This is a genomic window from Nocardioides sp. InS609-2, from assembly GCF_023208195.1.
Taxonomy (GTDB): domain Bacteria; phylum Actinomycetota; class Actinomycetes; order Propionibacteriales; family Nocardioidaceae; genus Nocardioides.
Genome location: NZ_CP060034.1, coordinates 1,031,655 through 1,043,702 on the forward strand (window position 1 = coordinate 1,031,655; position 12,048 = coordinate 1,043,702).

At 69.2% G+C, this 12,048-nt stretch carries 13 protein-coding genes and 2 tRNA genes; 5 read left to right on the top strand and 10 right to left on the bottom strand.

The window, feature by feature from the left end; genetic code table 11:
- Window positions 1-34: 34 nt before the first annotated feature.
- On the top strand, window positions 35-658 hold the full coding sequence (cofC, locus tag H4Q84_RS05430) for a 2-phospho-L-lactate guanylyltransferase (RefSeq protein WP_248582387.1): 624 nt from the start codon (window positions 35-37) through the stop codon (window positions 656-658).
- Window positions 659-725: 67 nt separating this feature from the next.
- Here the strand turns inward: cofC and H4Q84_RS05435 are convergent, their stop codons facing one another.
- The 3 genes from H4Q84_RS05435 to leuC form a co-directional block, all read right to left on the bottom strand.
- A complete protein-coding gene (locus tag H4Q84_RS05435) occupies window positions 726-1,373 on the bottom strand; it encodes an HU family DNA-binding protein (RefSeq protein ID WP_248582388.1) in 648 nt (215 codons plus the stop codon).
- 234 nt (window positions 1,374-1,607) lie between these two features.
- The gene (leuD, locus tag H4Q84_RS05440; RefSeq protein ID WP_248582389.1) at window positions 1,608-2,207 is read right to left on the bottom strand and encodes a 3-isopropylmalate dehydratase small subunit; all 600 of its coding nucleotides are present in this window, start codon (window positions 2,205-2,207) and stop codon (window positions 1,608-1,610) included.
- Between the two features lies 1 nt (window position 2,208).
- The gene (gene leuC / locus H4Q84_RS05445) at window positions 2,209-3,627 is read right to left on the bottom strand and encodes a 3-isopropylmalate dehydratase large subunit (protein WP_248582390.1); all 1,419 of its coding nucleotides are present in this window, start codon (window positions 3,625-3,627) and stop codon (window positions 2,209-2,211) included.
- A gap of 76 nt (window positions 3,628-3,703) precedes the next feature.
- Here leuC and H4Q84_RS05450 point away from each other — a divergent pair, with 76 nt between their 5' ends.
- Together H4Q84_RS05450 and H4Q84_RS05455 are read left to right on the top strand one after the other, a co-directional pair.
- Window positions 3,704-4,426 carry an IclR family transcriptional regulator gene (locus tag H4Q84_RS05450; RefSeq protein ID WP_248582391.1) on the top strand — a complete coding sequence of 241 codons (723 nt, stop codon included), beginning with the start codon at window positions 3,704-3,706 and terminating at the stop codon, window positions 4,424-4,426.
- A gap of 182 nt (window positions 4,427-4,608) precedes the next feature.
- A complete protein-coding gene (locus H4Q84_RS05455; RefSeq protein WP_248582392.1) occupies window positions 4,609-5,016 on the top strand; it encodes a hypothetical protein in 408 nt (135 codons plus the stop codon).
- 10 nt (window positions 5,017-5,026) lie between these two features.
- Here the strand turns inward: H4Q84_RS05455 and H4Q84_RS05460 are convergent, their stop codons facing one another.
- Complete coding sequence (locus tag H4Q84_RS05460; protein WP_248582393.1) at window positions 5,027-5,506, bottom strand: methylated-DNA--[protein]-cysteine S-methyltransferase; 480 nt, start codon at window positions 5,504-5,506, stop codon at window positions 5,027-5,029.
- Between the two features lies 1 nt (window position 5,507).
- Entirely contained in the window at window positions 5,508-7,001 is a 1,494-nt protein-coding gene (locus H4Q84_RS05465) for a DNA-3-methyladenine glycosylase 2 (protein WP_282580313.1), read from the bottom strand.
- 149 nt (window positions 7,002-7,150) lie between these two features.
- Here H4Q84_RS05465 and H4Q84_RS05470 point away from each other — a divergent pair, with 149 nt between their 5' ends.
- Both H4Q84_RS05470 and H4Q84_RS05475 read left to right on the top strand, forming a co-directional pair.
- Window positions 7,151-7,831 (top strand): hypothetical protein, encoded by a 681-nt coding sequence (locus H4Q84_RS05470; RefSeq protein ID WP_248582394.1) that lies wholly within the window; start codon window positions 7,151-7,153, stop codon window positions 7,829-7,831.
- 109 nt (window positions 7,832-7,940) lie between these two features.
- The gene (locus tag H4Q84_RS05475) at window positions 7,941-8,417 is read left to right on the top strand and encodes a GNAT family N-acetyltransferase (RefSeq protein WP_248582395.1); all 477 of its coding nucleotides are present in this window, start codon (window positions 7,941-7,943) and stop codon (window positions 8,415-8,417) included.
- Between the two features lie 38 nt (window positions 8,418-8,455).
- Here H4Q84_RS05475 and H4Q84_RS05480 read toward each other — a convergent pair.
- From H4Q84_RS05480 to H4Q84_RS05500, 5 genes are all read right to left on the bottom strand, one after another.
- Window positions 8,456-8,528, bottom strand: a tRNA-Glu gene (locus tag H4Q84_RS05480).
- A gap of 81 nt (window positions 8,529-8,609) precedes the next feature.
- Window positions 8,610-8,681, bottom strand: a tRNA-Gln gene (locus tag H4Q84_RS05485).
- A gap of 36 nt (window positions 8,682-8,717) precedes the next feature.
- A complete protein-coding gene (locus tag H4Q84_RS05490) occupies window positions 8,718-9,692 on the bottom strand; it encodes a type II CAAX endopeptidase family protein (protein WP_248582396.1) in 975 nt (324 codons plus the stop codon).
- On the bottom strand, window positions 9,689-11,140 hold the full coding sequence (gene gltX / locus H4Q84_RS05495; protein ID WP_248582397.1) for a glutamate--tRNA ligase: 1,452 nt from the start codon (window positions 11,138-11,140) through the stop codon (window positions 9,689-9,691). The genes H4Q84_RS05490 and gltX overlap by 4 nt, the downstream gene beginning before the upstream one ends.
- The gene (locus tag H4Q84_RS05500) at window positions 11,137-11,946 is read right to left on the bottom strand and encodes a fumarylacetoacetate hydrolase family protein (RefSeq protein WP_248582398.1); all 810 of its coding nucleotides are present in this window, start codon (window positions 11,944-11,946) and stop codon (window positions 11,137-11,139) included. The genes gltX and H4Q84_RS05500 overlap by 4 nt, the downstream gene beginning before the upstream one ends.
- Window positions 11,947-12,048 lie beyond the last annotated feature (102 nt).

The window sequence follows — 12,048 nt, forward strand, 5'->3', positions numbered from 1 at the left end:
CTCGTATGCCGCTGGTACTGGCAAGATCGAGGCGATGTCCGAATCCCCGCGCTTCGTCGTCCTCGTGCCGGTCAAGACCCTGGCGCTGGCGAAGTCGCGCCTGTCGGGACTGCCCGACCAGCGCCGCCAGGAGCTGGCCGCGGCGTTCGCACAGGACACCATCGCCGCGGTGCTCGACACCCCGGCAGTCGACCGGGTGCTGGTGCTGACCGACGACTTCCGTTTCGCCGACAAGCTTGCCCAGGCCGGCTGCACGGTGATCCCCGACGGTGCGGGCGACGACCTCAACTCCAGCCTCGTGCAGGCCGCCGCCGATGCCCGGCGTCGCTGGCCCGGGTTGCGGCCGGTCGCCGTCACGGCCGACCTGCCGACCCTCACGTCCCACGACCTGTCCGACGCGCTCGCGGGCGTGCCCGACGGGCCGGCTTACGTCGCCGACCACGTGGGGTCCGGCACCACCCTCTACACCGCGTCGTACGACGAGTTCGCGCCGTTGTTCGGCAACGACTCCGCCGTCGAGCACGCTCTGTCTGGCGCGAGGGCCATCGAGGGCGACCTGCCCACGTTGCGCCTCGACGTCGACGACGTCGGCGACCTCGGCCGGGCCCTGGTGCTCGGTGTCGGCACCTTCACCGCGGCGGTCACCGGCCGCGCGTGACCACTCCTGAAATGGGCTGACCCCGCCCGCTCGGACCGGGCGGGGTCGGCGCATGGTGCCTCGGAGGTCAGGCCTTCTTGGCGGTCTTCTTCGCAGTCGCCTTCTTGGCCGGAGCCTTCTTGGCAGGAGCCTTCTTCGCTGCCGCCTTCTTCGCCGGCGCCGCCTTCTTCGTGGCCGGCGCCTTCTTGGCGGTGACCGTCTTCTTGGCAGGAGCCTTCTTCGCCGGCACCGACTTCTTCGCGGCCGGCGCCTTCTTGACCGGAGCCTTCTTCGCCGGCGCCTTCTTCGCCGGAGCGGCCTTCGTGGCCGTGGCCTTCTTGACCGGAGCCGCCTTCTTCGTGGTCACCTTCTTGGCGGCCGCGCCGGCAGCAGCGGCAGCCTTCTTGGCCGGAGCGCCAGCCTTGACCGGTGCGGTCAAGGTGAGCTTCGGCAGCTTCTTGGCACCCGAGACGACGTTCTTCAGGTCCTGACCGGCCTTGAACGCGGGGACAGCAGTCTTCTTGGACTTCATCCGCTCGCCGGTCTGCGGATTACGGACCCAACGCGCCGCACGGACGCGCTTCTCGAATGAACCGAAGCCGGTGATGGCGACCTTCTCGCCCTTCGCAACCTCGCGAGTGACGGTGTCCAGGACCGACTCGAGCGCATGGGCCGCGGCCTTGCGGTTCCCCTCGTAGCGCGCAGCAAGCGCGTCGATGAGCTGTGACTTGTTCACTAGCTTCCCTTCCAATGAACTATGCGGCCGGGCTGGTGCCCGACGCCTGCCTGCACGCTAGGTAGTCGTGGGCTCCGTCACAATCACCGTCGGCACTTTTTCTAAGGTTTTTTCTGCGCGTCGAAATGGCCGATCCCGCTCAACTGGTGGCTTTTCGCCCGGCATACGGCCTCCGAAATGACGGAAACCCTTGCGTGGCAAGGGTTTCCGGCGTTTGCAGAGGGCGTTCAGCGGTCAGAGAGTCGCTGGCTTCCAGCTCGGGCGGTTTGTCTCGTACGACGCGATGTCGCCGTCGTGTCCGAGGGTGATGCCGATGTCGTCGAGACCCTCGAGCAGCCGCCAACGCGTGTAGTCGTCGATGTCGAAGGAGTCCTCGACGGCATCGGGCCCCTCACCGGCACGCACGGTACGGGCTTCCAGGTCGACGCTGACGGTGGTGCCGGGCCGCTCCTCGAGGAGGTCCCAGAGTCGCTGCACGACCTTCTCGTCGACCTGTGCGGCGAGCAGACCGGACTTGCCGGAGTTGCCGCGGAAGATGTCGCCGAAACGCGGTGAGATGACCACCCGGAAACCGTAGTTCTGCAACGCCCACACGGCGTGCTCGCGTGACGAGCCCGTGCCGAAGTCGGGACCGGCGACGAGCACCGAGCCCGCGGCGTACTCCGGCCGGTTGAGCACGAACGACTCGTCGTTGCGCCAGGCGGCGAAGAGCCCGTCCTCGAACCCGTCGCGCGTGACGCGCTTGAGGTAGACAGCCGGGATGATCTGGTCGGTGTCGACGTTGGTGCGGCGCAGGGGCACCCCGACGCCGGTGTGCTGGGAGAACGCTTCCATGTCAGGCCTCCTGGGAGATCGGAGTGAGGTCGGCGGGCGATGACAACGTGCCGCGTACGGCGGTGGCCGCGGCCACCGGCACCGAGACCAGGTGGGTGCGACCGCCCTTGCCCTGGCGTCCCTCGAAGTTGCGATTGGACGTCGACGCGCTGCGTTCCTGCGGCGCGAGCTGGTCGGGGTTCATGCCCAGACACATCGAGCACCCGGCGCCACGCCACTCGGCGCCGGCGTCGAGGAAGATCCGGTCGAGACCCTCTTCTTGTGCCTGCAGGCGCACCCGCACGGATCCGGGTACGACGAGCAGCCTCGTGCCGTCGGCGACCTTGTGGCCGCGCAGGATCTCGGCTGCGAGACGCAGGTCCTCGATGCGGCCGTTGGTGCACGAGCCGACGAACACCGTGTCGACGCGCACCTCGCGCATCGGGGTGCCGGCCTCCAGGCCCATGTATTCCAGGGCCTTTTGGGTGGCGATCTTGTCGTCGGGCTCGTCGAAGTCGTCGGGGCTGGGCACCGAGCCACCGAGCGGCACGCCCTGGCCCGGGTTGGTGCCCCATGTGACGAACGGCGTCATCGTCGACGCGTCCAGCACGATCTCTTCGTCGTACGTCGCGTCGTCATCGGTGAGGAGCGTCTTCCAGTGCGCCACCGCCGCGTCCCAGTCGGCGCCCTTCGGCGCCTCGGGGCGACCCTCGAGATAGTCGTACGTCGTCTGGTCGGGCGCGATGAGCCCGGCCTTGGCGCCCCACTCGATCGACATGTTGCAGACCGTCATCCGGCCCTCCATCGAGAGTTCCTCGATGGCCGGTCCTCGGTACTCCACGATGTAGCCCTGGCCGCCGCCGGTGCCCGTGTGCGCGATCAGGGTCAGCACCATGTCCTTGGCGGTGACGCCGGCAGGCAGGCTGCCGTGGACCGTGACGGCCATCGTCTTCGGCTTCGCCTGGCTGAGCGTCTGGGTGGCGAGCACGTGCTCGACCTCGGAGGTGCCGATGCCGAAGGCGATTGCGCCGAACGCACCATGCGTGCTCGTATGGCTGTCGCCGCAGACGATGGTCATGCCCGGCTGGGTGAGGCCGAGTTGCGGGCCGATGATGTGCACGATGCCCTGCTCGATGTCACCGAGCTGGTGCAGCCGCACGCCGAAGTCGGCGGCGTTCTTGCGCAGCGTGTCGACCTGGGTCTTGCTCACCGGGTCGGCGATCGGCTTGTCCCAGTCGACGGTCGGGACGTTGTGGTCCTCGGTCGCCAGGGTGAGGTCCGGACGGCGTACCGCGCGGCCCGCGACCCGCAGTCCGTCGAACGCCTGCGGACTCGTCACCTCGTGGATGAGGTGGAGGTCGATATAGAGAAGGTCGGGCTCCCCGTCGGCACTACGGACCACATGCTCGTCCCACACCTTCTCGGCCAAGGTCTTGCCCATCACGTTCTCCTCACTTCTGGGTAGGTCACACACGCTACCCCTTGCATCCCATCTTGTGAGACGGCAGTATTGCCATATGGACACCACTTCCGGAGTCGGCGTGCTCGACAAGGCCGCTCTCGTGCTCGCTGCGCTCGAGGCCGGACCCGCCACCCTGGCCGGCCTCGTCGCCGGCACCGGCCTGGCCCGGCCGACCGCCCACCGCCTCGCCGTCGCCCTCGAGCACCATCGGCTCGTCGCCCGCGACATGCAGGGCCGCTTCGTGCTCGGACCCCGCCTCGGCGAGCTCTCCGCCGCCGCCGGCGAGGACCGTCTCCTCGCGGCCGCGGGACCGGTGCTGGCGCGGCTGCGCGACATCACCGGCGAGTCCGCCCAGCTGTGGCGGCGCCAGGGCGAGCACCGCGTGTGCGTCGCCGCCGCCGAGCGCCCGTCCGGCCTGCGCGACACGATCCCCGTCGGCTCGCAGCTGACGATGCGCGCCGGCTCGGCCGCCCAGGTGCTCCTCGCCTGGGAGGATCCCGAGCGCATGCACCGCGGACTCCAGAACGCTGCCTTCTCCGCGACCGCGCTCTCCGGCATCCGGCGCCGCGGCTGGGCACAGAGCGTGGGTGAGCGCGAGCAAGGCGTCGCGTCCGTGTCGGCGCCGGTCCGCTCCCCCGGCGGCAAGATCATCGCAGCGGTCTCGGTGTCCGGCCCGCTCGAGCGCCTCTCGCGCCAGCCCGGCCGCATGCACGCGCCCGCCGTACTCGCTGCAGCCGAGCGGCTCTCCGAGTCGCTGCGTCGCGCCGCCGCCGACTAGCGAACCCGGAGACGCTGACTTCTCTGCACTCTCGCGCTCAGCCGCCAGCGCAGCTTCACCGCAACCCACTCACGCAGGTAGCGGGTCTGCACCATGCGCCTCGCGCACACCGGCGACAAGGGCCGACCGGGTGAGTACGACGGCCGATGCGTCCCCGGGCAGTGCCCAACGATGGTGGAGACATGACCACTGTCGTCAAGATCCTGATCCGAGTTGCCGCCTTCGCGCTCGCCCTCACCGGCTACATGGAGCTGATCGTCAGCAGGTGGGGCGAGGAGGGTGACGCCAACATCGGCGCCGGCCTCCTCGCCTTTCTACTGCTCGCAGTCGCCGGCTTCTGCTGGGCCCTGTACGACGGCCGCCGCGACGGCATCGGGGCGACGGTGATCTGCTGGGGTGTCGTGTCCGCCGTCTTCTCTCTCGGCTGGCTGGTCGTCATGGCCCTCTCCGAAGCCGACGAGTCGATGAACGTGAAGGAGATGATCGCCACCGACGCGGCGCTCATCCCCTTCACGTTCACGCTCGTGTTCATCCCCGCTGTCATCGGCGCCGCGATCGGCAACGCCACCCGCTCGACGCAGAGCTCCTGACGCTCGACTCTCAGAACAGCGCTTCCTGCTCCAGCGAGAGCAGGGTCTGCTTGCGCTCCAGCCCGCCGGCGTACCCGGTGAGGGTGCCGTCGGCGCCGATGATCCGATGGCACGGGATGACGATCGGGATCGGGTTGCGGCCGTTGGCCAGCCCGACCGCTCGTGACGCGGCGTTGGTCATGCCGAGCCGCTTCGCGACCTGGCCGTACGACGCGGTCTCGCCGAACCCGACACCGAGCAGCACGTCCCACACCCGCTTCTGGAAGTCGGTGCCCTGGGGCGCGAGCGGCAGGTCGAACTCCTTGAGGTCGCGGTCGAAGTACGCCGTCAGTTGACGGGTCGACTCCGCCAGCACCGGGTGCTGGTCGTCGCGGTCGCCGAGCGGCCGGCCCTCGCCGGGCCGAAACGGCGTGAACTCGATCGCGGTGATCGAGCCGGCGTTCTCGACGATGCGCAGCTCGCCGATCGGTGAGTCGATGACGGTCCACATGTCAGTTCTCCTCTGGTTCGGTGGCAGCCAGTGACTGCCACAGCTGCATTTGGGCGTACGAGCGCCAGGGGCGCCAGGTCTCGGCGAGGGCAGCCGCGTCGCGTGGGTCGCGACCGAGCCCGGTGAGGGCGTCACGGATGCCGATGTCGGTCGGCAGGAACACGTCGGGGTGGCCGAGTGCGCGCAGGGCGATGTAGTCGGCCGTCCAGGGCCCGATGCCGGGCAGGGCGAGCAGCTGGGTGCGCACCTCGTCGCGGTCGGCCCCACGGTCCAGCGCGATCGTCTCGTCGGCCAGCGCCGCGCACAGTGCGATGAGCGCACGGCCGCGGGCGCGTGGCATCGGCAGGTCCTCGGGGTCGACGCCCGCCAGGGTGGCGACATCGGGGAAGAGGTGCGTGAGCTCGCCGTCGGGCGCGACTGTCGCGCCGTACTGCTGGGTGAGCCTGGCCGCGACCGTGCGAGCGCCGGCCACACTCACCTGCTGGCCGAGCACTGCGCGTACGGCGATCTCGTGGCCGTCGACGTGGCCGGGCACGCGCAGGCCGGGCACGGCACGCACGAGCGGACCGAGCAGGGCGTCTCCGGCGAACGTGTCGGCGACGGCGACCGGGTCACAGTCGGCATCGAGCAGGCGTCGTACCCGCTCGACGGCGGCGCCGGTGTCGCGGAGGTCTTCGAGCGTGAACGTCGCGGGCACGAACGCCGTGCCCTCCCCCGTCAGGTCGTCGAGCTCGAGGCGGACCGTGCCGACGCCGTGCGGGAGCCGGAGCGTGCGTGAGTACGACGCGGCGTCGGCCGCCTCGATTCCTGGCACCGCGCGGGTGGCGAAGAAGGCCAGGAGCGCGCGGCCGGCGAACGGCGTACGCACGGCCAGCCGCATCTCGACGGTGCCGTGCGTCGAGCGGGTGTTGCCACGTCGGCCGCGGAGGTCGGTGGGGCTGGCGGCGTACACCTCGCGGATCGTGTCGTTGAACTGCCGGATGCTCGAGAAGCCGGCCGCGAACGCGACATCGGCATACGGCATGGCGGTGGTCTCGATGAGGATGCGCGCGGTCTGGGCGCGACGGGCGCGCGCGAGGGCGAGTGGTCCGGCGCCGAGCTCCTGCGTCAACAGCCGGGTGAGGTGGCGCGAGGTGTAGCCCAGCCGCCGGGCCAGGCCGTCGACACCGTCGCGGTCGACCACGCCGTCGGCGATCAGTCGCATCGCGCGACCGGCGACGTCGGCGGCGACGTCCCAGTCGGGGCTGCCCGGGGTGGCGTCGGGGATGCAGCGCTTGCAGGCGCGGTAGCCGGCGGCTTGCGCGGAAGCCGCGGTCGGGTGGAACGAGACGTTCGCGTAGCCGGGCGTGCGCGCCGGGCACGACGGCCGGCAGTAGATGCCGGTCGTCTTCACGGCGGTGTAGAAGACGCCGTCGAAGCGCCGGTCGCGGCTCTTCACGGCCCGGTAGCAGGACTCCTTGTCCATGCGCACGGGGTGCGGGGCGGTGGTGTTCATGTGTTCATCCTGCCGTCAGTCTGGCATCAGTTCTGGCGGGAATCGGACACCACGAAAAACCAATCCAATCCGGATGGACAACCACAGCGAACTACCTCGTGTCAAGGGGAAAGCCCCCAGAATCTGAAAGAAACCTGAAGGAAGTCCCCATGCGCTCCACGATCTCTCCCACCAAGCGCGGCTTCGCCGCCTTCGCCACCGTCGCCCTGCTTGCCGTCCCGCTCGCCGCCTGCGGCTCCGAGGACGACGCCAGCCCCGCGGCCAGCAATGACAAGACGTCTGCCTCGGCTCCCAAGCCGGTCGCCTCGATCGACGCCCTGAGTGGCAAGGACACCGCCATCGCGCTGGACAAGGGCTTCACCGACGCCCTCGCCTCGCTCAAGCTGACCCCGGGCGTCGTGGGCAGGGCGAAGCTCGTCGACGGCTCGCTCGTCTTCCCGATCACCGGTGGCAACGTCACCGTGTTCAAGCCCGGCCAGGTCTCGCCGTACGTCATCGGCCAGGTCCAGCACGAGGGCTCGGGTCTGTCGCTCACCGCGGGTGACACCAAGGTCGAGCTGACCAACCTCAACGTCGACCCGGGCGTCTCCCGTGTCTACGGCGACGTGAGCGTGAACGGCAAGGTCGCCGTCTCCAACGCGTTCCTGTTCCAGCTCGACGGCCGCACCCTCCAGCCCCTCGCCACCGAGGGCAGCACCGCCATCCTCGAGGGCACGAAGGTCATGATCTCCGACGACGCCGCCGGTCTCCTGAACGACACGTTCAAGACCGACGCTGTCAAGGGCGGCCTGCTCGTCGGCATCGCCAAGATCACCGTCAACACCAAGTAATCCCCGCGACTGCGGTGTGGTGGGTCCGCGAGAGCGCCCATCACACTGCGGACACGACGAAGGCCCGGTCTGATGACCGGGCCTTCGTGATGTCCGTAGCCTGACGCCCATGATCGACCGCGACATCGTCCAGATCACGCCCGACGACTGGGCCCTCTTCCGTGACATCCGGCTCCGAGCGCTGGCTGACGCTCCCGGAGCGTTCGGATCCCGCTTCGATGACTGGGTCGACGAACCCGAGTCCAGCTGGCGCGGCCGCCTGGAGAATGTCGAGCTCAACCTCGTCGCGCGACACGGCGACGAGGCCGTCGGCATGGCCAGCGGGTCACTCGACGGCGACGACGCCGCGCTGATCTCGATGTGGGTCGACCCAGTGGCTCGTGGCACCGGGACGGCACAGGCGCTCATCGAAGCAGTCGTCGGCTGGGCTCGCGGCCTGGAGCGGACGACGTACCTGATGGTGCGCAGTGACAACCCACGGGCTATCGCGACGTACGAACGGGCGGGCTTTGTCGACCTCGGCGTACCCGACGATCACGACGGGCCACCCGAGAACCGAATGGTCCATCGGAGCGACGCGAGATGACGAAAGGCCCGGTCTGGTGACCGGGCCTTCGTGGTGAGTACCCCCGACCGGATTCGAACCGGCGCTACCGCCTTGAGAGGGCGGCGTGCTAGGCCGCTACACAACGGGGGCTAGCTTGCTGCAAGCAGCGGACGAAACTCTAGCGATGGCTTGAGTTTCGCACCAAATCCCGCCGCGGCGGGCGGGACTTTGCTGGGATACAAGGACTCGAACCTTGACTAACTGGACCAGAACCAGTCGTGCTGCCAATTACACCATATCCCAATGGAGAGGCCTGTTCTGAGCGTGAATCATGCTTGCTCAGGGGCCCTCCGGACGCAGGGGTGAACGATACACGCGGCCCCCGGACGCCTCCAAAACGCCCCCGTTCGTGGTGTGGCGCAGCCCCATCCGCCGGGCCACGGCGAGCGCTAGGGCGAGGTAGACGATGGACTGGGTGAGGGTGCCTGGCAGGCTCCACCAGCTGCCGCCGGTGGGGTTGAGGGCACTGCCCATGTCGCTGAACGCGAGCGCCAGGCCGAACGCCAGGAAGTTGTTCAGGACGTGCATGGCGATGGCTGCTTCCAGACCCCCGGTGAGTACGACGAGGGTGCCGGCCACCAGGCCGAACGCGAAGCGGTCGACGAAGACCGGCAGGCTCTGGCCGAGGCCGTGCGCGAGGCCGAACAGCAACGCCGGAGCGACGACGGCGAGCACCCGGGATCCGCCGAGGCCGCCGAACGCCTGGGTGAGGTAGCCGCGGAAGGCGTACTCCTCCCCTGCGGCCTGCAGCGGCGTCAGCAGGAGTACGACGAGCAGGAAGTCGCGCGTCGTCGACGTGAAGTCGTTGACGGTGCCGGTCACCTCCGTGCCGCCCTCCTGGGGCAGCACCGCGGTGACGACCAGCGTCGCGATCAGGGCCAGCACCGAGAGGCCGAGGCAGACGAGGAAGAACCGCCAGCGGATGCGCGGGAGCACCGACGACAACCAGCGCGGCTTGAGCCCGTGCAGCACGCGGCTGAGGAACCACGCGACCGGGATCGCCGAGGCCAGCACGACGTTGAGGAACGCCAGTGAGACCGGCGTCGGGTTGTCGGTGTCGAGCAACCCCTCCATCGACGACACGACGGGCTCGCCTGCCGCGGCGTACCCGAGAGCGAAGATCGCCTGCCAGACGACCGGGGCGAGGAGGAGCGTCCCGGCGACCATCAGCACGATGCCCAGCAGCGGGCGCCACACGCCGGCCCGGCCCGCCCGGTGCAGCTCGTGGTAGGCGAGGTCGCCCGTGGGACTCATTCGAACAGTGCGTCGTGGAGCCGCGCGATCGATCGCTCGCGGCCGAGCAGCTCCATCGACTCGAACAGCGGCGGCGACACCTTGCTGCCGGTGATGGCGATGCGCACCGGTCCGAACGCGAGGCGCGGCTTGAGGCCACGCTCCTCGACCAGCTTGGTGCGCAGCGCCTCCTCGATGGCGGTGGTGCTCCACTGCGGCAGCGCGGCGAGCACGTCGTACGACGCCTGGACGACCTCGCGGCCGGCCTCGTCGAGCTCGTCGGTGCGCGTGAAGGAGGCCTCGTCAACGAAGAGGAAGCCGAGCATGTCGACGGCCTCGGTGAGCTTGTTGATGCGCTCACCCACCAGCGGCATGGCCAGCTCGAGCAGCTGTGCGTCGGCGTCGGACACCGGGTCGGAGACCACGCCGGCCTGCTTGAGGAACGGCAGCGCGCGGTGCGTGATCTCGTCGGTCGAGAGCATCCGCATGTGCGAGGAGTTGATCGCGTCGGCCTTCTTGATGTCGAAGCGCGCGGGGTTGGGGTTCACGTCCTTGATGTCGAACGCCGCCACCATCTCGTCGAGGGTGAAGACGTCGCGGTCGGCGGCGATCGCCCAGCCGAGGAGCGCCATGTAGTTGAGCAACCCCTCCGGCAGGAAACCCTGGTCGCGGTAGGCCAGCGCGTGGGCCTCGGGGTCGCGCTTCGACAGCTTCTTGTTGCCCTGGCCCATGACGTAGGGCAGGTGCCCGAAGAGCGGGGCTCCCGTGCCGATGCCGACGTCGGCCAGCGCAGCGTACAGGGCAACCTGGCGCGGGGTGCTGGAGAGCAGGTCCTCACCACGCAGCACGTGGGTGATGTCCATGAGCGCGTCGTCGACGGGGTTGGTGAGGGTGTAGAGCGGGTCGCCGTTGGCGCGGGCCAGTGCGTAGTCGGACACGTGGTCGCTGTGGAAGCTCACCCGGCCGCGCACGAGGTCGTCGAACGCGATCTCGCCGTCGGGCATCCGGAACCGCACGACGGGAGCGCGACCCTCTTCGACGAACGCCTCGACCTGCGTGTCGGTCAGCTCGCGGCAGAACCGGTCGTAGCCCATGTCCTTGGAGCCGCTCGCCTGGCGGCGGGCCGCGACCTCGTCGGTGGTGCAGTAGCACCGATAGCTGTGTCCGCCCTCGGCGAGACGGGCAAGCGCGTCGCGGTAGATCTCACCGCGCTCCGACTGGCGGTACGGCGCGTGCGGGCCGCCGACGTCGGGGCCCTCGTCCCAGTCGAGCCCCAGCCAGTGGAAGAGGTCGAAGAGACCGTCGTAGGACTCCTGGGTGTTGCGCGCGGTGTCGGTGTCCTCGATGCGGAGAACCAGCGTGCCACCGTGGTGTCGAGCGAACGCCCAGTTGAAAAGGAACGTGCGGACGAGGCCGACGTGCGGGCTGCCGGTCGGAGACGGAGGAAAGCGAACACGGACCTTGCTCAACGGGATGCCACCTTGTTCGTGAGGGTGCCGATGCCGGCGATCGAGATCTCGACCTCGTCGCCGACCAGCATGGGACCGACACCCTCGGGGGTGCCGGTGAGGATGACGTCGCCGGGCAGCAATGTCATGACGCTGGAGACGTAGGCGACCAGCGTCGGGATGTCGAAGATCAGGTCCTTGGTGGACCCGTCCTGCTTGAGGTCGCCGTTGAGGTGGGTCTGGATGCGCACCCCGTCGGCGAACACCTGCGGGTCGATGTCGGTCTCGATCCATGGGCCGAGCGGGCAGAACGAGTCGAAGCCCTTGGCCCGGGTGAACTGCACGTCTGACTTCTGGAGGTCGCGCGCGGTGACGTCGTTGGCGATCGTGTAGCCGTGGATGACGTCGGTTGCCTGCTCCGGGGGTACGTCGCGGCAGATGCGGCCGATGACGACGGCGAGCTCGCCCTCGAAGTGCAGGTTCTGGGTCTGCGGCGGGTAGAAGATCGGGTCCCCGGGGCCGACCACCGACGTGTTGGGCTTGAGGAACATCAGCGGCTCGGTCGGCAGGTCGTTGCCGAGCTCGGCGGCGTGGGCGGCGTAGTTGCGGCCGATGCCGACCACCTTGCTGCGTGGCAGCACGGGAGCGAGCAGCCGGACGTCGGCGAGCTTGTGCTCCTGCTGGAGCAGCTTGACGCCGACGTACAGCGGGTCGCCGGCAAGGGCCACGATCGTGGAGTCCTCGGCGGGCTGGCCGTAGTCGTCGACGTCTCCTGTCACGACTCCGTAGGCGGGCTCTTCTCCTGTGGTGAATCGGGCGATGCGCACGCAGGCGAGCCTATCCGGCGGCCACCGCCCGCAACGCGGTGAGGCTGCGCTCCACGTCGGTCTCGCTGGTGGACCAGTTGCTCACCGACACACGGAGTACGG